Raw genomic sequence first — 17,544 nt, 5'->3', positions numbered from 1 at the left:
CATCTTTTCAACCCCTTTCAAATGAAATTATATATGAATAAACGTCATTGTTAGTAATTTCACTATGTACAATTCTTATAGTAATAGATTCATGTGAAATTCGTATGAACTAATTGTTTCAGCTTTTTGTCTTTTTGCTAATGACTTTTGGTTTTGTTTGTTATAATTACCTTAAATTGTAATAAAGAAGAGAGTATGATGAATCCAAAAGATAATGAATGAATTCTTTAAAAAGCATTTACCGATGTTAAAATATAATAATTTAGTTTGCATTACGATTGAAAAATCAACCAATGAATTAATTGGTTTTATAAAACTGACAGACGATAAAGAAGTAAAACAAATACTGTCTAGAGAGGAATGTTTACAAAAAGCACTTCAATTTTTAGAACGAGTTATTCCAGATAGCACACAATATCTTCGTCTTTGGGAAGAACGTGAAGAAGCAGAAGATGGGATTGAAAGATTTACCTTTTCTGTATATGTGAATGGGATTCCAATAGACTATATGCGATTAACATCAATACAGAAAATGGTGCTGTGATGCACTACTCAGGAGAATCTAGCAGCATTATAAAAGAATTGCTCACATATGAAACAACACCAAAAGTGACAAAAGAAAAAGCGCTAGAAATATACAAAGAGGCCATCCGAGTTAAATTAGAATGGCATATAGATGTTGATGCAGAGGAAACGAAATACGAACTACTGTATAAACAAACGATGAATGAAAATCATAAAGAATCCTTCGAATGTAGTCGAGAAATTCGTTACATAGATGCGTATACTGGCGAGAAAATTTGGAGTGAGTATTAGTAAAAGCCAATCGATTCGTTTCGATTGGCTTTTACTATGTTCATAGAATAATTTATTAATTGCTGTTAAGAGGTTGAAGAATACCATCTTGAGCTTTCGACCAGTCATATACATTACCATCTGATCCTACTGCGAAATTTAGAGCGCGTTGGTTTTCACCGTCACCACGTGCGTATAAAACGTCATATAGCTTAATACCATTTATTGTGCCGATTAGTTGGTCTTCCCCAGATCCGTAATGAATTTGATCTGATCGAGCACCCATTCTTTTTTCTAGAATCCTCACAGCATCGTCACTTGTGAATTTAATTGTATCGGTTTGTTTATTTGGTTGTTGATCTGTCTGTGTGTTTTTAGATTCTGCTTCATTTTTTGTATTGTTTGTAGCTGTTGAGTTGTTCTCAGCTTTTGTATTGTTTGTAGCTGTTGAGTTGTTCTCAGCTTTTGTATTGTTTGTAGCTGTTGAGTTGTTCTCAGCTTTTGTATTGTTTGTAGCTGTTGTGTTGTTCTCAGCTTTTGTGTCGTTTTTAGTTGTTGAGTTGTTCTCAGTTTTTGTATTGTTTGTAGCTGTTGTGTTGTTCTCAGTTTTTATGTTGTTTTCATTGTCCTCAGTTTTTACACTGTCTTCGGTCTTTTGGCTATCCTCATTTTTTGTACTGTCTTTTGATGCTGCAGTATCCTCTTTAGTAACTTCAGTTTTTGTAGGAGACGTTTGTTGTCCACAAGCTGAAAGTAAGAAAAAAGATAATGTGAGTACTACAAGGTTTCTGATTAGTGAAGTAGCGTATCGCATGAAAACACCTCTTTCAAAATTTTGGAACTTAATACATTGTAATGCATTGGAATACATTGGAAGAATTATTCAAGGTATAAAGGGTGTATTTTGTTCGACAAAAAGCTAAGGATTCCATATTTGTGTAGTACAGACACAAACAACCTCATGCCCACATACACATAGTAAAGACCACTATTTTGGCGGAGGTGAAAGGTTTGAGTCTATTCGCCGCAATTGGATATATGGTTCGAGAAGTGTTTGTATTTGTTTCTTATGTGAAGAACAATGCGTTCCCGCAGCCGTTATCATCAGATGATGAGAGAAAGTACTTAGAGTTAATGGAGCAAGGTGATGCTCAAGCGAGAAATCTTTTAATTGAACATAATTTACGGCTTGTAGCTCATATCGTTAAAAAATTTGAAAACACTGGAGAAGATGCAGAAGATTTAATTTCAATTGGTACCATTGGGCTTATTAAAGCGATTGAAAGCTATTCAGCAGGGAAAGGAACTAAGCTTGCAACATATGCAGCACGCTGTATCGAAAATGAAATTTTGATGCATTTACGTGTGCTGAAGAAAACGAAAAAAGACGTTTCACTTCATGATCCAATCGGGCAAGATAAAGAGGGTAATGAAATATCGCTTATTGATATATTAAAATCAGAATCAGAAGATGTAATTGATATGATTCAGCTTAGTATGGAGTTAGAAAAAATTAAAGAGTATATCGATATTTTAGACGAACGAGAGAAAGAAGTAATTGTGAAGCGTTTTGGACTTGGGCTTGATAAAGAGAAAACACAGAGGGAGATTGCGAAGGCACTCGGTATTTCAAGAAGCTACGTATCGCGAATTGAAAAGCGTGCTTTAATGAAAATGTTCCACGAATTTGTGCGGGCTGAGAAAGAGAAAAAAGCAAAAGAATAATGTATATTGTAGGCAGCTACACTTTAAAAGTGGCTGCTTTTCTTTCGGGAAAACGGAAAGAAAACGAGCTGTTCTAAGAAGAAATACATGTTCACTGTTGAAAATGGCGGATTCTATCTGTAATATTAGAAGGTGCTAAACAATTTAAGAATAAAAATTATACTTAGTTTTTCATCGTGTATAACGAGACGGCTCCATTCTATATGTGGGAATAAGAACCAATTTTACATATGATATAGAGAGAAAAGAAGGGGAAACTAAAGTTATAGGCTGATTAGGAGGTTTCGTAATTTGCGACGGACATTATATCGACTTATGATCGAACTTACAAATGGTCGTTTTACTTCTTATATATTACGTAAATTTGCACAATCTCGTTTGAGCTCTATCATTATTCCATCGTATGCGAAAGTTTTTCAAATTAATCAAGATGAGATGGAAAAGGGTTTGAAGGAATATCGAACATTGCATGATTTATTTACACGTAGGCTAAAAGAAGGAAAGCGTAGTATTGATACTGATGCATCGAGTATCGTTAGTCCTGTTGATGGTGTTTTTGCTGATCAAGGTCCTATTGAGGATACAAAAACATTCGATATAAAAGGAAAGCGTTATTCAATTGTGGATATGCTAGGTAATGAAGAGCGTGCAAAGCGATATGCAGGCGGTACATATATGGTAATTTATTTGAGTCCAAGTCATTATCATCGTATTCATAGTCCGCTCTCTGGCTCTGTGACTGAAAGATTTGTACTCGGCAGAAAATCATATCCGGTAAATGCAGCGGGTATGGAGTATGGGAAAGAACCATTGTCAAAAAATTATCGCTCTGTTACAGAAGTAAATAGTGAAGGCGAACGTATGGCGCTTGTAAAAGTAGGTGCTATGTTTGTTAATAGTATTGAGCTCCTTCATGAAAGAAGTACTGTTCAAAAAGGTGAAGAGATGGCATACTTTACATTTGGCTCAACAGTTGTTTTATTATTTGAAAAAGATATGATTGAAGCAGTGCAGGAATTGACAAGTGGGCAAGAGCTACGTCTTGGTGAAAAAATTGCAACCCGAGTATCTCATAAGTAAAGAAAAGATTTTATAATATACTTATGAAGCTCTAATTAAGAAATGTGGACAAAGATGCTTAATGAAGAAATCCCCTAGATGGGAGTACTTGTTTATTCGAGAGCCATCGCAGGATGGCTCTTTTTACAGGTCAATCAGCAATCTATATGTACTCAAGAAGATTTGACGAGCTTGTCCTCTAACGAGCGTCTAATAATTTCTTGTTTTATAAGTAAAATGAAGTCGGGATTTAATTTTAGTTCTTTTGCTTTATAATAAGACTCAGTGAGTAAATCAGTAGATAACTGTTCCATATGTTTTGTTTTCAAGGGGAGTCACCTCCTAATAATATAAGGATTGATTCGTTGTTGCATTTAATGTACCAAAAAAATATGACAGTCACAAACAAGAGGTTATCCACATACCTCAGTGGATAAAGTGTGTATAGAGTGTTAGTAAATTCCGAATTAACTGAAAAGTTAATGTGGAAAGTGTGTACAAGTTTATCCACAGGTTATCTATCGAAAAATGTTGTCGAAAAATTTTATGAAAAATCCTCAAAGAGGTGAAAGAAATTGAAGTTATTTTTACCAAATGAATATGTGAAAAATGTATATCATGTTCAACCGGAAGATTTGAAAAAACGTGGAATTAAAGGAGTTATTACCGATTTAGATAACACTTTAATTGAATGGGATCGTCCGAACGCAACACCACAGCTTGAAGAGTGGTTTTTGAAAATGAAAGAAAATGATATTCAAGTAACGGTTGTTTCAAATAATAACGAGCAACGCGTTAAAGAATTCGCTGATCCATTAGGTATTCCGTTTATTCATAGTGCGCGCAAACCGTTTGTCCGCGCATTTAAGCGTGCGATACACGAGATGCATTTACAGCCAGATGAAGTTGTAGTAATTGGAGATCAGTTACTAACGGATGTGCTCGGAGGGAATCGTGTGGGACTTCATACAATTTTAGTTGTACCGGTAGCGCAAACGGACGGATTGGTGACACGTTTTAATCGAAAAATTGAACGAAGAATTATGAGAAACATGAAGAAAAAAGGCTTAATTAACTGGGAGGAATAAAGTTTGACTGAAACAATTAAATGTATTGGTTGCGGTGTAGAAATTCAAACAGAAAATAAAAATGAAGTAGGATACGCTCCTGTATCATCTTTAGAAAAAGAACAAGTAATTTGCCAACGTTGTTTTCGTTTGAAACATTATAACGAAATTCAAGATGTATCTTTAACAGATGATGATTTCCTTCGTATTTTGAACGGAATTGGACAATCAGACGCACTAGTGGTTAAAATCGTAGATATTTTCGATTTCAATGGTAGTTGGTTACCGGGCTTACATCGTTTTGTAGGGAACAATAAAGTATTACTTGTAGGGAATAAGGCTGACTTAATTCCAAAGTCAGTTAAGCATGATAAAGTAAAACATTGGATGCGCTATAGTGCAAAGCAACTTGGTTTAAAACCAGAAGATGTCTTTTTGATTAGTGCAGCTAAAGGACAAGGAATCACTGAACTTGCTGATGCAATTGAGCATTACCGCGAAGGTAAAGATGTTTATGTTGTTGGATGTACGAATGTTGGTAAATCAACATTTATTAATCGTATGATTAAAGAGTTTAGTGATGAGACTGAGAATGTAATTACAACATCGCATTTCCCAGGAACAACGCTTGATTTAATTGATATCCCATTAGACGAAACATCATCTTTATACGATACACCAGGTATTATTAATCATCATCAAATGGCGCATTATGTTGGGAAACAAAGCTTAAAGCTTATTACACCGACTACAGAGGTTAAGCCGATGGTATTCCAATTAAATGAAGAACAAACATTATTCTTTGGTGGATTAGCACGATTTGATTATGTAAGTGGAGGTCGTCGTGCATTTACTTGTCATTTCTCAAACCGTTTAACAATCCATCGTACAAAGCTTGAAAAGGCTGATGAATTGTACGAAAGACACGCTGGAGAAATGTTGAATCCACCGACACCAGAAGAATTAGAAAATATGCCGGATTTTGTGAAATATGAATTTAATATTCGTGAGCCAAAAACGGACGTTGTATTCTCTGGATTAGGCTGGGTTACTGTAAATGAATCAGGAGCGAAAATTGTTGCTCATGTACCAAAGGGAGTAAGTGTTTCATTACGTAAATCTTTAATTTAATATGGAGAGGGATTTATGAAACAATTATATGGTGTAATCGGAAATCCAATTGGACATTCATTATCACCCGTTATGCATAACGATGCATTTGAACACTTGAATATGGATGCCCATTATCATGCATTTCTTGTAGAAGAAGAAGCGCTAGGGGAAGCAGTAAAAGGTTTGAAAGCATTAGGTATTTCAGGATTTAATGTAACGACTCCGCATAAAGTTGCAGTTATGGAGTACTTGGATGAGGTTGCCCCGCTAGCAAGGCAAATCGGTGCGGTAAATACAGTAGTTCATCGAGATGGAAAATTGATTGGGTATAATACAGATGGAATTGGTTTTGTTCGTGCCCTGCAGTCAATTAGTGAAGATCCACTTCAAGAGAAACGTATTTTATTAATCGGTGCAGGTGGTGCTAGCCGAGCTATTTACTTCTCGCTTGCAGATGTGGGTGTGAAAGAAATTGATATTGCTAATCGTACGAGAGATAAGGCGGAAAATCTTATCGCTGGGTGCATGGCAAATGTTAATTCGCATGCTCTATCGTTAGAATGTGCAGCAGAAAATCAAGGGGAATATGATATTATCATCCAAACAACAACGATAGGTATGCATCCACATGTTGCGTATACGCCGCTGGAAATTCGTTCATTGAAACAAGGAACGATTGTTTCTGATATTATTTATAATCCATTTGAGACGAAAATTTTAGGCGATGCGAAAGAACAAGGTGCAATAATTCAAAATGGAATCGATATGTTCGTTTATCAAGGTGCACTTGCATTTGAAATGTGGACAGGTTGTGTGCCGAATATTGATAGAATGAAACAATTAGTAATGAGAGAGCTTGGAGGCTAATTATATGTTAACAGGAAAACAAAAAAGATTTTTACGTGCAAAGGTACATCATTTAACACCGATTTTTCAAGTTGGAAAAGGTGGCGTAAATGAAAATATGGTGAAACAAATTGGAGAAGCATTAGAAGTTCGTGAACTATTTAAAGTGAGCGTATTACAAAACTGTGAATTTGATCGTCGTGAAGTTGCAGAAGAGCTTGCACAAGGTGCACGAGCTGAAATCGTTCAAGTAATCGGAAGCACAATTGTTTTATACAAAGAATCAAGAGAAAATAAGCAGATTAAGCTTCCTCGATAAAAGATATACGTGAGTTATTTCGTAGTGGACGCTTGATATGTAGAAAGCGAAACCAATTGAACTTTTATTAACAGTGGCTCTCTTCGAATATGTATGGGGAGAGTTGCTGTATGTAAAAGGAAGGAGCGTTTCTTTTGAGAAAAATTGGCATTATTGGTGGCACGTTTGATCCGCCTCATAATGGGCATTTGTTAATTGCAAATGAAGTGTATCATGCTTTAGGGTTGGAAGAGGTATGGTTTTTGCCGAATCAGATTCCACCGCACAAGCAAGGACGTAACATTACGAGTGTGAAAAGTCGATTAAACATGCTGCAAATAGCGACTGAGGAAGAAGCATACTTTTCAATTTGTTTAGAAGAGCTAGACAGAGAAGGCCCATCTTATACGTACGACACTATGGTACAATTAACGGAGAAGTATCCGGATGTGCAGTTTCACTTTATTATTGGCGGAGACATGGTTGAGTATTTGCCGAAGTGGTATAACATTGAAAAGTTACTTAAGCTTGTGACTTTCGTTGGAGTTGCAAGACCAGGTTATACATTACATACGCCTTATGATATCGTAAAAGTGGAAATTCCAGAGTTTGCAGTTTCTTCTTCTCTGTTACGGGAGAGATATATGACGAAGAAAACGTGCAAATATTTACTCCCCGAAAAAGTACAGGTATATGTCGAGAGGAATGGGTTGTATGAATCGTGAGGAAGCACTTAGTATTGTCAAACAGCAAATGCATGAAAAACGTTATATACACACGATTGGTGTAATGGAAACAGCGATTGAACTTGCCCGGTTATATGGTGTAGATGAAAAAAAGGCAGAGACGGCTGCTATATTTCACGATTATGCAAAATGTAGAGCGATTCCAGAAATGGAAGAGATTATTAAGAGAGAAGCTTTGCCAAAGGATCTATTGCACTATAACAAAGAGTTATGGCATGCACCTGTTGGGGCATACTTAGTAGAAAAAGAAGTAGGCATTACTGATCTTGAAATTCTACAAGCTATTACATATCATACAAGTGGTCATGAAAAAATGACAATGTTAGATAAAGTTATTTATGTAGCAGATTACATTGAACCAGGACGTAAGTTTCCTGGTGTGGAAGAAGCGAGGAAACTCGCATATAAAGATATAAATCAAGCTTTACTGTTTGCTTTAAAGCGAACAATTCAATTTTTAATGGAAAAAGATCAAACGATTTATCCATTAACATTCCAAACATACAATGCAATTATCAAGGAGGAAATTAATAAATGAAAGATAAAGAGTTATTAGTATTAGCGGCAAAAGCAGCTGATGATAAGAGAGCAGAAGATATGGTTGTACTAAATATGCAAGGTATTTCACCGATTGCAGACTATTTTATTATTTGTCACGGAAATTCAGACAAGCAAGTACAAGCAATTGCACGTGAAATTAAAGCGAAGGCACATGAGTTCGAAATTAACGTACAACGTATGGAAGGCTTTGATGAAGCACGTTGGGTTTTAGTAGACCTTGGTGATGTGGTTGCTCATGTATTCCATAAAGATGAGCGTAATCACTATAATTTAGAGCGTCTATGGGGCGATGTGCCGCGTGAAGATATTGCAGATGAGCTAGATCAATGAAATACGAACAATTTGCTTTGCTGTATGACGAACTGATGAATGATGTCCCTTATGATAAATGGGTGGAATTCACAGAGGAAAGTTTGCAACAGGCATCTATGAAAGAGGCAAAAATTCTTGACGTAGCATGTGGAACTGGTAACGTAACACTTCCGCTTGTACGAAAAGGTTATGATTTAATTGGTGTAGATCTTTCGGAAGAAATGTTAACTGTCGCACAGCAAAAATTGGGGGGAGAAGGTTATTTTATTCCTTTTTACCAACAAGACATGAGAGAGCTCGATGTTCCTGGTGAATTTGATTGTGTGACAATATTTTGTGACTCATTAAATTACGTATTGCAAGAAGATGGAGTGCAAGAAACATTTAGAAGAGTTTTCCACCATTTACGTCAGGATGGCTTGTTTTTATTCGATGTACACTCTTTATATAAAATACATCACGTATTTCAAAATGAAACATATACAGTGAACGGCGAAGAAATATCACTTATTTGGAACTGCTTCCCTGGAGAAGAATCAGATAGTGTGGAACATGATTTGACATTCTTTGTACAAGATTCAGAAGAAGATGTGTACCATCGTTTTGACGAATGTCACGTGCAGCGTGCATATTCGGTTGAAGTGTTAACAAAATGGCTTGAAGAAGCTGGATTTACAGTACTTCGCGTCACAGGTGACTTTGAACGAATCGAAGTGACAGAACAAACAGAGCGCATCTTTTTTATGGCGAAGAAGAATGGATAAAAGAAAAGCAACCGATAAGGTTGCTTTTGTTTTATAGAAAAGATCTAGTTTTAGTTCTAGAAAAATAAAAAGATGATATGTGTAAAGTGTAAAAATGCTAGTTTTAGTGAAAATGTAGCATGAAAAAGATAAGTATTAATAAAAAGGGTTTGGGATTACGATGGCGTATTTATTATGTGTGTTTATTGAATTGCTGCTCAACGCATTTTAAATCTTCATCAAATTTCTCATGTGTCCGTTCGATTAATTTATGAAACATATCCCCAACGTGCTCTTCTAAAATACGAATACCTTCTCCTGTAACACCGCCTTTAACGCATACCTTTTCTTGTAAAGTAGGTAATGTAAAAATTTCTTTTTCAAGTAATTTCCCCATTCCAATGACCATTTCACTTACTAAAGTAGTGGCTTCTTCATGTGTAATATTTGTTTTATCTACAGCAGCGTTAATGAAACATTGTAATAAATAACTAAAAAAAGCAGGGCCGCAGCTTGCTATATCAGATGAAACGCGCGTTATATCTTCTTCTATAACAAGGGGAGTAGAAATGTTTTTGAATAGACGAAATAGTTTTTGTTGCCATTCTTCAGAGCAGTTATTTCCAAATGTAAATAGTGATGCGCCGGATAAGGCGCGGTTTGTGATGCTTGGAATGATACGAGCGACGTGGCAAGGTATAAGTGTTTCTAATTGTGATGGAGATATGGGGCTTGTGATAGAAACTAAGCAATCTTCGTCTGAAAAATGGTCAGCGTATTTTTTTAGAATAGGGTATATATCTATCGGTTTTACGCAAATGAAAATAAGCTGGGATTGTTCGATTACCTCTTGGATTGTTTTGGCTATATGAACAGAAGGGTATTTTTCTTTTATATGATATGCTTTGGCAGGCGTCCGATTAATAATAGTAAGGCACGAAGGTTTGACAGCACGGGTTTCTAAAAATGCATCGATTAGTATATTCCCCATGTTCCCTGTCCCTATAATTCCTATGTTCAATGTTTCATCCCTCCTTCGTAACAGCTTTCTCCTAAACAATATGAATGATGTTATAAATTTATGATTAGAGGTGTAAAATGATGTGGGATTTTCCGAAAAAATGGTTGGGATTAGTGGTTATTATTGGCACTTTGATTTTTCTTTTTTTCTGGAAAACGAATCAGCAAACGGAGCCATCGCTCATTACAACGGAAGTTCAAGCGAAAGATGTGGAGAAAAAAAGTAAACCGAAAGTATTGGATACAAAGGAACAGAAAAAAATAATTATAATTGATGTGAAAGGGGCGGTTGTAAGAGAAGGTGTGTATGAAATGAAAGAGGGGGACCGAGCGAAGGATGCCGTTGAAAAGGCGGGTGGTTTTTTACTAGAAGCAGATGTGAAGAAGGTGAATTTAGCGCAAATTGTACAAGACCAAATGATCCTTTATGTACCCAATAAAAATGAGCAAGTACAAGAGGTGGCCGCTTTTTCAAAGGGCGAGGCAAAGATTCAAATAAACGCAGCTTCTAAAGAGCAACTTGAAAAAATTACAGGCATTGGTTCTCGGAAGGCAGAAAGTATTTTGAAATACCGAGAAGAACACGGTCCGTTTCAGAAAATAGAAGATTTATTAGAAATTGATGGGATTGGGGCGAAGTCTTTAGAGAAAATAAAAGATCAAATTATTATTCCGTAAAAGATTGACGAAGTTTTTCTTTTTTCGCTACACTACAAGTAGACAAAAAAGAAGGTGAAAAATATGGAACGAATTTCATGGGATCAATATTTTATGACGCAAAGCCATCTACTATCTTTACGTAGTACATGTACAAGGCTTGCAGTAGGAGCGACAATCGTTCGTGATAAACGAATTATTGCTGGTGGATATAACGGTTCAATTAAAGGTGGTGTACATTGTATAGACGATGGTTGCTATGTCATTGATAATCATTGCGTTCGTACAATTCATGCGGAAATGAATGCTTTATTGCAATGTGCGAAGTTTGGTGCAAAAACAGAGGAAGCGGAAATTTATGTCACACATTTTCCTTGTTTGCAGTGCTGTAAGGCGATTATTCAAAGTGGTGTTACAGCAGTTTATTATGCACAGGATTATAAAAATCATCCGTATGCCGTAGAGTTATTTGAACAGGCGAGTGTAACAGTGAAGCACGTTCCGCTAGAATATGATATTACATCGCTAGAGGAACAAGAGCGTCATTTGCAGCTAAAGGAATTATTCGCAGCTTTAGAAAAAGATAATTTATCAATGGAAGAATTACAGCGTGTATTCACTAAAGCGAAAATGATGCTATAAGGAGTGAGTATGAGTTGAATGGACAATGGGGCTATGTTGCAATCTCGTTTATAATTGGGATTGCAATTACCTTTTCCACGTCGCATTTGTTGACTGCTTGTTGTTTCGTTTGTTATGTTTTATTTTGTTTATATCGTACTTCGCGTAAAACCTTCATATTTTGTATGATAGCGTGTTTTAGTGGCGCTATGTACACCACATATGTTCAGAGTCTAAATAAGCCGCTAGGGGAGCCCTACGAAGTTACACGAGGGGTCGTGCAAAATACACCTCTAATTAATGGAAATCGTCTCTCTTTTCAAATTGAGGATCAGAATAAAAACTTAGTGCAGTTAAATTATAAAATACAATCTGCTTCGGAAAAGAAGCAGTTGCAACAATTACATGCAGGTATATCGTGTACATTTAAAGGGGAGGTGAAAGAACCACAAACTGCCCGGAATTTTCATGTTTTTGATTATCGTAATTATTTATATCAGCAAAAAATACATTTTATATTTGATGTGACATACATTTCTGAATGCCAAAAAACATCGTTGTCACTCGTGCAATGGATTTTTCTTCTCAGGCAACAAACAATCTCGAAAGTTACAGAAATGTTCCCAGAACAATCAGGTGCATTTATGAACGCATTATTATTTGGAGATCGACAACAAATGACGTTTGAAGTAGAAGAGCAATATCAACAATTTGGTCTTATACATTTGTTGGCAATTTCAGGATCGCATATCGTATTATTAATGGTTATAATGTATTTTGTTTTACTAAGAAGTGGTGTGACGAAAGAGACAGCAACAGTATGCCTTATAGTTTGCATTCCTCTATATATGATCGTAGCTGGGGCGTCGCCATCTGTTGTGAGGGCTTCTATAACAGGAGTTTTATTGTTGGTAGCTTTCATGTGCTCTATTCGCTTATCTAGTCTAGACGCCTTAAGTATAACAGCTATATGTATGCTTATATACGATCCGTATCTTATTTTCAACATTGGATTTCAATTCTCATTTGTAGGTAGTTTTGCTTTACTACTATCTGCGCCGATATTATTAGGGCGTAGTAATGGAGTAGTTCGAAATTCTATTTACATTTCTATAATTTCACAGCTCGCTAGTACCCCCATCTTGTTATATCATTTTGGTTATTTTTCTCCTTATAGCATTTTCCTCAATCTTATATATGTTCCTTTTCTATCCATTATTGTATTGCCGTGTAGCATTATTATTCTTATATGTATGCCGGTTATTCCATTTTTCGCAAAAGGAATTGCATATGTACTTTCATTATGTTTAACCATTTCTAATGACTTTCTAAGTTACTGTGAAAGTTTCCCTTTCATCCGACTTACTTTTGGTCAAACTCCTTTATTTCTTGTGGCTATATATTGTTTTAGTATCGTTAGTATATTTGTGATTTGGGAAAGAGTAATAACGAAAAAAATTTTGTGCATAGTTGTGGGTGTGTTTCTTTTTATTAGTACTTGTCATTATGTATATCCATATTTTCGCGAAAGTGGGAGTGTTACATTTCTTGATGTTGGACAGGGAGATGCAATATTAATTCGTCTTCCGTACGATAAAGAGGTTTATCTTATTGATACAGGTGGAGCCCTTCCCGTCAAGAAGGAAGTGTGGCAACAGAAAAAGCATGAATTTTCTGTTGGGCATGATATTCTGGTTCCTTTCTTACAAAAAGAAGGTATAAAAACGATTGATAAATTAATTGTAACGCATGGAGATGCGGATCATATAGGTGCTGCGCTGGATTTGCTGTCATCTATTATTGTAAAAGAAGTTGTATTTGGGAGAAAGGAACAAGATGCTGTATTGGAAAAAGTGGTGAAGAAAAAGGCGTTAGAAAAGAGCATGAAGATAAGTGTAGTAGGAGAAGGGGAAGGTTGGAGGGTAAATGAAGCGGAATTTTTCGTATTAGCTCCAAAGGGGAAAGAAAAGGGAGAAAATGACTCTTCGATTGTACTATGGGCCAGACTAGGGGGACTAACATGGCTATTTACGGGTGATTTAGAAGAAGAAGGAGAAAAGTTTATAGTATCGACATATCCTGATTTGCGGGCTAATATTTTAAAAGTTGCCCACCATGGGAGTAAAACATCGTCTACAGATCCTTTTTTAAGCCTTGTACAGCCTACTGTAGCGATTATTTCTGTGGGAGAGCGTAATAGGTATGGGCACCCGCATAAGGAAGTTATAGAGCGTTTTAAGAAGATGGGTATTGATATATGGCGTACGGATAAGCAAGGTGCTATTTCCTATGTTTTTAATGGAGAAAAAGGAACCTTTCAAAGTAAAATCACATATGATGAAACACATAGAAGATGAAAAAAAGAAGACTGCCGTTAAGCAGCAGCCTTTAAGAACCGATGAATTTAATAACAGTTGCAATAATGAAAAGTGTTGCGAAAAAACCAAATGAGACGATAAATCCTACCCCTGAATCAATAGCGTCATTGCGTTTACTTTGAACGTTTTGTTCAAAATCATTCATTTAGAATCCCTCCCCAACATTCCATTTTAGTATAGAATATTGTCAGAAAAAAATCTACAATTTCCATATGAAGCGAAATAGAGTATTTGTATACTTTTCTAGTTAGTTAAGTAGCGTGAATTTTTCATTTCCAATCATGTTAACAGTTGGCACTTATACTAAGATTATTATTGTAAATAATAAAGGGAAGGTGATTACCGCACACCAATAAGAAATCCGGGGCTTATTGCGTGGCGTTTTATATAAATAAAGGGGCGGGTTATAAAGCCCGTCCCTTTGTACTTGTAAAACAAAAGCTAGGGCATTAGTATAAATATATATTGCCAAGTTAGGGAGTAGGAAAAAATATGAGTGATATACATAAGAAGATTAAAAAGAAACAGTTCGCTCCGTTGTATGTACTGTATGGAACGGAAGCCTATTTTATAAATGAAACGATAAAGCTTATTACAACGGAAGCGCTTGAAGAGGAAGATCGAGAGTTTAATGTTGTGACATACGATTTGGAAGAAGCGTATTTAGAAGATGTAGTTGAGGATGCGCATACGCTTCCTTTTTTTGGAGAGCGTAAAGTTATATTAATAAAATCACCATTATTTTTAACGGCACAAAAAGAAAAATTAGAACAAAATATAAAAATTTTAGAAGAATATATTGGGGAGCCATCTCCTTTTTCTATTCTTGTTTTTGTTGCGCCTTATGAAAAATTAGACGAACGAAAAAAAATTACAAAACTATTAAAGAAAACAGCGGATGTAATAGAAGCAAATGCGATGCAAGTGCAGGATGTTCAGAAGTGGATTGTTTCTCGTGCGGATGAGGTGCATGTGCATATTGATAATGCAGCTGTTAGTTTGTTGTTAGAGCTTGTGGGAAGTAATGTAACAATGTTGGCGAAGGAAATGGACAAGTTAACGTTATACGTCGGTATGGGCGGAGAAATTACGCCAAAACTTGTCACGGAACTTGTGCCGAAATCTGTTGAGCAAAATGTGTTTGCTTTAACAGAAAAAGTGGTGAAAAAAGATATCGCTGGTGCGATGCAAATTTTAGACGGATTATTTACACAGCAGGAAGAACCAATTAAACTGCTCGCGTTATTAGTAAGTCAATTCCGCTTGCTCCATCAAGTGAAAGAATTACAACAGCGTGGTTACGGACAAAATCAAATTGCTTCCCATATTGGTGTGCACCCGTACCGGGTAAAGTTGGCGATGAATCAAACAAAGTTTTTCTCTTTTGAAGAATTAAAAAAAGTTATTATAGAATTAGCGGAAGCTGATTATAGTATGAAGGCTGGAAAGATGGATAAGAAACTTGTGCTTGAGTTTTTCTTAATGCGGTTAAATCATATGTAGTAACACAAAAAAGTTCACGTACTAAATACGTGAACTTTTTGTGTATATAAAAAACGATCCGAATGGATCGTTTTTTAAACGCCTTACGCGTTTACTTGTTTCGCTAAGCGAGATTTTTGACGAGCTGCAGCGTTTTGGTGGATAAGACCTTTACGAGCTGCTTTGTCAAGTTTTTTAGAAGCAGTTTTGAAAGCTTCTTTAGCATTTTCAAGATCGTTATTAGTAACTAAAGTTTCTACAGTTTTAACAGCAGTACGCATGTCAGACTTGATAGAAGCGTTATGTGAACGACGCTCTTCGCTAAGTTTAGCGCGTTTGATAGCAGATTTGATGTTTGCCATACTTTTCACCTCCCTGGTGCAATCGAATGACTCGATTCTTACATAGAACAAGTGATATTTTATCAAACGGTGAAGAGAATTGCAATAGTATATCAATGAAATTTCACGTAAAGGAAAGAATGACCTAATATAACTTGGGGAAATCTAACGATATTTACTATGAATTACGGAGGAGATACGATGAAAGAACCATTAGATTTAAGTAAATATAGTGTTAGAACTGACCTTGCTGTAGAGGCGCACCAAATGCTGCAAGAGCGCCAAGAAGAACAAAAAGGGATACAGGGAGTTATTGTAAAAGAGAGGGAAGAAGAGGGAGTTACAATTACAAAAGTAACTATTGATGAAATTGCATCTGAGTCGATGGGGAAAAAACCTGGGAATTATTTAACTCTTGAGGTGCAAGGTATACGACAACAAGATACGGAACTTCAGCAAAAGGTAGAGCGTATTTTTGCAAAAGAATTTTCTTATTTCTTAGAAGAGGTTGGAGTTTCAAAAGAAGCGAGTTGTTTAATCGTAGGTCTTGGGAATTGGAATGTAACGCCGGATGCACTCGGACCGATAGTTGTAGAGAACGTACTGGTGACGAGACATTTGTTTAAATTGCAGCCTGAAAGTGTGGAAGAAGGGTTTAGACCTGTTAGTGCCATTCGTCCAGGGGTAATGGGAATTACAGGAATCGAAACGAGCGATGTCATTTACGGAATTATTGAAAAGACAAAACCAGACTTTGTCATCGCAATTGATGCATTAGCTGCGCGTTCTATTGAACGAGTAAATAGTACGATACAAATTTCTGATACAGGAATTCATCCAGGATCTGGTGTTGGGAATAAGCGTAAGGAACTAAGTAAAGAAACATTAGGTATTCCTGTTATCGCAATTGGTGTGCCAACTGTGGTAGATGCTGTTTCGATTACGAGTGATACAATTGATTTTATTTTGAAACATTTTGGCCGGGAACTGAAAGAAGGAAACAAACCGTCACGCTCTTTATTGCCAGCAGGTTTTACATTTGGAGAAAAGAAAAAATTAACAGAAGAAGATATGCCAGATGAAAAGAGTCGAAATATGTTTTTAGGGGCTATTGGTACGTTAGAAGAAGAAGAAAAGAGAAAGTTGATTTATGAAGTGTTATCTCCTCTTGGTCATAATTTAATGGTAACCCCAAAAGAAGTAGATGCGTTTATTGAGGATATGGCAAATGTAATAGCAAGTGGTTTAAATGCAGCACTGCATCATCAGATTGATCAAGATAACACAGGGGCCTATACACATTGATGGAAAGAGGCAGAAATAGTTTGAGTCGATTTACGCTGTTATGTATATGCGGTACAGTTTTATGCTTGCTTATGATGATAGCTGGAGTGGGACTCGCTAATCATGGTCTGAAAAGTATGAAGGGGTATCGTCAGCTGTCATATGAACAAATTGCTCATATGACAGGAACAGAAGGCGCTGGGGCTGAATCAGAAATTTCGAGAGATACGTTTTCGGCTATTGAAAAACAAAAACAGTTAGAAAGTTTAAGAAGTTTTAATGTTGTAGAAGGTATCGGTATGGCGATAGCAAGTGTTGCTCGTGATATGACAAAGTTTGGGACGGATATAGTGGTTGGGGCAATAAAAGGGATTTTTAGTTAAGGATAGCAGGAAGGACGGTTGTCTTATTGGTTTGTAAGAGAGTCGTCCTTTAATTTGAAAAAGGTTTGTCTCTTATGGTTTGTTCGCATAAGATATAGATAGAGTGATTTGTA

At 36.2% G+C, this 17,544-nt stretch carries 21 protein-coding genes and 1 pseudogene; 17 read left to right on the top strand and 5 right to left on the bottom strand.

Translation table 11 applies throughout. The features are described from left to right. Positions 1 to 211 precede the first annotated feature (211 nt). Positions 212 to 816: pseudogene (locus NSQ47_RS15240) on the top strand (YcdB/YcdC domain-containing protein); the annotation flags it as partial. 55 nt (positions 817 to 871) lie between these two features. Here the strand turns inward: NSQ47_RS15240 and NSQ47_RS15235 are convergent. Further along, positions 872 to 1,609 (bottom strand): hypothetical protein, encoded by a 738-nt coding sequence (locus tag NSQ47_RS15235; protein ID WP_341037262.1) that lies wholly within the window; start codon positions 1,607 to 1,609, stop codon positions 872 to 874. 197 nt (positions 1,610 to 1,806) lie between these two features. Here NSQ47_RS15235 and sigK point away from each other — a divergent pair, with 197 nt between their 5' ends. Together sigK and NSQ47_RS15225 are read left to right on the top strand one after the other, a co-directional pair. Next, positions 1,807 to 2,520: an RNA polymerase sporulation sigma factor SigK gene (sigK, locus tag NSQ47_RS15230; protein ID WP_000051382.1), complete on the top strand. Its 714-nt coding sequence runs from the start codon at positions 1,807 to 1,809 to the stop codon at positions 2,518 to 2,520. Positions 2,521 to 2,811: 291 nt separating this feature from the next. Continuing rightward, on the top strand, positions 2,812 to 3,600 hold the full coding sequence (locus NSQ47_RS15225; RefSeq protein ID WP_002160430.1) for a phosphatidylserine decarboxylase: 789 nt from the start codon (positions 2,812 to 2,814) through the stop codon (positions 3,598 to 3,600). A gap of 152 nt (positions 3,601 to 3,752) precedes the next feature. Here NSQ47_RS15225 and NSQ47_RS15220 read toward each other — a convergent pair whose 3' ends face one another. Further along, positions 3,753 to 3,908 carry a sporulation histidine kinase inhibitor Sda gene (locus NSQ47_RS15220; RefSeq protein WP_002015226.1) on the bottom strand — a complete coding sequence of 52 codons (156 nt, stop codon included), beginning with the start codon at positions 3,906 to 3,908 and terminating at the stop codon, positions 3,753 to 3,755. A gap of 246 nt (positions 3,909 to 4,154) precedes the next feature. Here NSQ47_RS15220 and NSQ47_RS15215 point away from each other — a divergent pair, with 246 nt between their 5' ends. The 8 genes from NSQ47_RS15215 (at position 4,155) to NSQ47_RS15180 (ending at position 9,286) form a co-directional block, all read left to right on the top strand. Next, the gene (locus NSQ47_RS15215) at positions 4,155 to 4,667 is read left to right on the top strand and encodes a YqeG family HAD IIIA-type phosphatase (RefSeq protein WP_002160431.1); all 513 of its coding nucleotides are present in this window, start codon (positions 4,155 to 4,157) and stop codon (positions 4,665 to 4,667) included. A gap of 3 nt (positions 4,668 to 4,670) precedes the next feature. Then, the gene (gene yqeH, locus NSQ47_RS15210; RefSeq protein WP_002160432.1) at positions 4,671 to 5,777 is read left to right on the top strand and encodes a ribosome biogenesis GTPase YqeH; all 1,107 of its coding nucleotides are present in this window, start codon (positions 4,671 to 4,673) and stop codon (positions 5,775 to 5,777) included. 15 nt (positions 5,778 to 5,792) lie between these two features. Beyond that, positions 5,793 to 6,626, top strand: a complete 834-nt coding sequence (gene aroE / locus NSQ47_RS15205) for a shikimate dehydrogenase (RefSeq protein WP_002160433.1) — start codon at positions 5,793 to 5,795, stop codon at positions 6,624 to 6,626. A 4-nt stretch (positions 6,627 to 6,630) separates the two neighbouring features. Continuing rightward, the gene (gene yhbY, locus NSQ47_RS15200; protein ID WP_204209116.1) at positions 6,631 to 6,924 is read left to right on the top strand and encodes a ribosome assembly RNA-binding protein YhbY; all 294 of its coding nucleotides are present in this window, start codon (positions 6,631 to 6,633) and stop codon (positions 6,922 to 6,924) included. 134 nt (positions 6,925 to 7,058) lie between these two features. Continuing rightward, complete coding sequence (locus NSQ47_RS15195) at positions 7,059 to 7,628, top strand: nicotinate-nucleotide adenylyltransferase (RefSeq protein WP_002160434.1); 570 nt, start codon at positions 7,059 to 7,061, stop codon at positions 7,626 to 7,628. After that, complete coding sequence (gene yqeK, locus NSQ47_RS15190; protein ID WP_002160435.1) at positions 7,618 to 8,187, top strand: bis(5'-nucleosyl)-tetraphosphatase (symmetrical) YqeK; 570 nt, start codon at positions 7,618 to 7,620, stop codon at positions 8,185 to 8,187. The genes NSQ47_RS15195 and yqeK overlap by 11 nt, the downstream gene beginning before the upstream one ends. After that, positions 8,184 to 8,540: a ribosome silencing factor gene (gene rsfS, locus NSQ47_RS15185; RefSeq protein WP_000653209.1), complete on the top strand. Its 357-nt coding sequence runs from the start codon at positions 8,184 to 8,186 to the stop codon at positions 8,538 to 8,540. Before yqeK ends, rsfS begins: the two co-directional genes overlap by 4 nt. Then, positions 8,537 to 9,286 (top strand): class I SAM-dependent DNA methyltransferase, encoded by a 750-nt coding sequence (locus tag NSQ47_RS15180; protein ID WP_002111917.1) that lies wholly within the window; start codon positions 8,537 to 8,539, stop codon positions 9,284 to 9,286. Before rsfS ends, NSQ47_RS15180 begins: the two co-directional genes overlap by 4 nt. Before the next feature lie 172 nt (positions 9,287 to 9,458). Here NSQ47_RS15180 and comER read toward each other — a convergent pair whose 3' ends face one another. Next, positions 9,459 to 10,286: a late competence protein ComER gene (comER, locus tag NSQ47_RS15175; protein WP_002160436.1), complete on the bottom strand. Its 828-nt coding sequence runs from the start codon at positions 10,284 to 10,286 to the stop codon at positions 9,459 to 9,461. Positions 10,287 to 10,363: 77 nt separating this feature from the next. Here comER and NSQ47_RS15170 point away from each other — a divergent pair, with 77 nt between their 5' ends. The 3 genes from NSQ47_RS15170 (at position 10,364) to NSQ47_RS15160 (ending at position 13,920) form a co-directional block, all read left to right on the top strand. Next, on the top strand, positions 10,364 to 10,963 hold the full coding sequence (locus NSQ47_RS15170; RefSeq protein ID WP_341037260.1) for a helix-hairpin-helix domain-containing protein: 600 nt from the start codon (positions 10,364 to 10,366) through the stop codon (positions 10,961 to 10,963). Between the two features lie 63 nt (positions 10,964 to 11,026). Further along, entirely contained in the window at positions 11,027 to 11,584 is a 558-nt protein-coding gene (locus tag NSQ47_RS15165; protein WP_002088698.1) for a ComE operon protein 2, read from the top strand. Positions 11,585 to 11,598: 14 nt separating this feature from the next. After that, positions 11,599 to 13,920: a DNA internalization-related competence protein ComEC/Rec2 gene (locus NSQ47_RS15160; protein ID WP_341037258.1), complete on the top strand. Its 2,322-nt coding sequence runs from the start codon at positions 11,599 to 11,601 to the stop codon at positions 13,918 to 13,920. A 31-nt stretch (positions 13,921 to 13,951) separates the two neighbouring features. On the opposite strand, the gene NSQ47_RS15155 is transcribed toward NSQ47_RS15160, so the two are convergent. Continuing rightward, positions 13,952 to 14,086 carry a YqzM family protein gene (locus tag NSQ47_RS15155; protein WP_000997609.1) on the bottom strand — a complete coding sequence of 45 codons (135 nt, stop codon included), beginning with the start codon at positions 14,084 to 14,086 and terminating at the stop codon, positions 13,952 to 13,954. 347 nt (positions 14,087 to 14,433) lie between these two features. Between NSQ47_RS15155 and holA the strand changes: the two genes are divergently transcribed. After that, the gene (holA, locus tag NSQ47_RS15150; RefSeq protein ID WP_341037257.1) at positions 14,434 to 15,444 is read left to right on the top strand and encodes a DNA polymerase III subunit delta; all 1,011 of its coding nucleotides are present in this window, start codon (positions 14,434 to 14,436) and stop codon (positions 15,442 to 15,444) included. Between the two features lie 83 nt (positions 15,445 to 15,527). On the opposite strand, the gene rpsT is transcribed toward holA, so the two are convergent. Further along, positions 15,528 to 15,785 carry a 30S ribosomal protein S20 gene (rpsT, locus tag NSQ47_RS15145; RefSeq protein ID WP_002088694.1) on the bottom strand — a complete coding sequence of 86 codons (258 nt, stop codon included), beginning with the start codon at positions 15,783 to 15,785 and terminating at the stop codon, positions 15,528 to 15,530. A gap of 180 nt (positions 15,786 to 15,965) precedes the next feature. Here rpsT and gpr point away from each other — a divergent pair, with 180 nt between their 5' ends. Both gpr and NSQ47_RS15135 read left to right on the top strand, forming a co-directional pair. After that, a complete protein-coding gene (gene gpr / locus NSQ47_RS15140) occupies positions 15,966 to 17,069 on the top strand; it encodes a GPR endopeptidase (RefSeq protein ID WP_002111912.1) in 1,104 nt (367 codons plus the stop codon). Further along, the gene (locus tag NSQ47_RS15135) at positions 17,069 to 17,431 is read left to right on the top strand and encodes a DUF3679 domain-containing protein (protein WP_033710758.1); all 363 of its coding nucleotides are present in this window, start codon (positions 17,069 to 17,071) and stop codon (positions 17,429 to 17,431) included. The genes gpr and NSQ47_RS15135 overlap by 1 nt, the downstream gene beginning before the upstream one ends. Positions 17,432 to 17,544 lie beyond the last annotated feature (113 nt).

Source organism: Bacillus sp. FSL R10-2780, assembly GCF_038006125.1.
Classification (GTDB): domain Bacteria; phylum Bacillota; class Bacilli; order Bacillales; family Bacillaceae_G; genus Bacillus_A; species Bacillus_A cereus_U.
Note: the sequence above shows the minus strand (reverse complement) of the source record. Positions and strands in the feature narration are given on the sequence as shown.

Bases quoted from the DNA above. Each gene is read 5' to 3' on its own strand.
- yhbY (WP_204209116.1), top strand. From the start codon at position 6,631: ATGTTAACAGGAAAACAAAAAAGATTTTTACGTGCAAAGGTACATCAT.
- holA (WP_341037257.1), top strand. From the start codon at position 14,434: ATGAGTGATATACATAAGAAGATTAAAAAGAAACAGTTCGCTCCGTTG.
- rpsT (WP_002088694.1), bottom strand. From the start codon at position 15,785: ATGGCAAACATCAAATCTGCTATCAAACGCGCTAAACTTAGCGAAGAG.
- NSQ47_RS15170 (WP_341037260.1), top strand. From the start codon at position 10,364: ATGATGTGGGATTTTCCGAAAAAATGGTTGGGATTAGTGGTTATTATT.
- NSQ47_RS15135 (WP_033710758.1), top strand. From the start codon at position 17,069: ATGGAAAGAGGCAGAAATAGTTTGAGTCGATTTACGCTGTTATGTATA.
- gpr (WP_002111912.1), top strand. From the start codon at position 15,966: ATGAAAGAACCATTAGATTTAAGTAAATATAGTGTTAGAACTGACCTT.
- NSQ47_RS15235 (WP_341037262.1), bottom strand. From the start codon at position 1,609: ATGCGATACGCTACTTCACTAATCAGAAACCTTGTAGTACTCACATTA.
- NSQ47_RS15180 (WP_002111917.1), top strand. From the start codon at position 8,537: ATGAAATACGAACAATTTGCTTTGCTGTATGACGAACTGATGAATGAT.
- yqeK (WP_002160435.1), top strand. From the start codon at position 7,618: ATGAATCGTGAGGAAGCACTTAGTATTGTCAAACAGCAAATGCATGAA.
- NSQ47_RS15155 (WP_000997609.1), bottom strand. From the start codon at position 14,086: ATGAATGATTTTGAACAAAACGTTCAAAGTAAACGCAATGACGCTATT.
- rsfS (WP_000653209.1), top strand. From the start codon at position 8,184: ATGAAAGATAAAGAGTTATTAGTATTAGCGGCAAAAGCAGCTGATGAT.
- NSQ47_RS15165 (WP_002088698.1), top strand. From the start codon at position 11,027: ATGGAACGAATTTCATGGGATCAATATTTTATGACGCAAAGCCATCTA.
- aroE (WP_002160433.1), top strand. From the start codon at position 5,793: ATGAAACAATTATATGGTGTAATCGGAAATCCAATTGGACATTCATTA.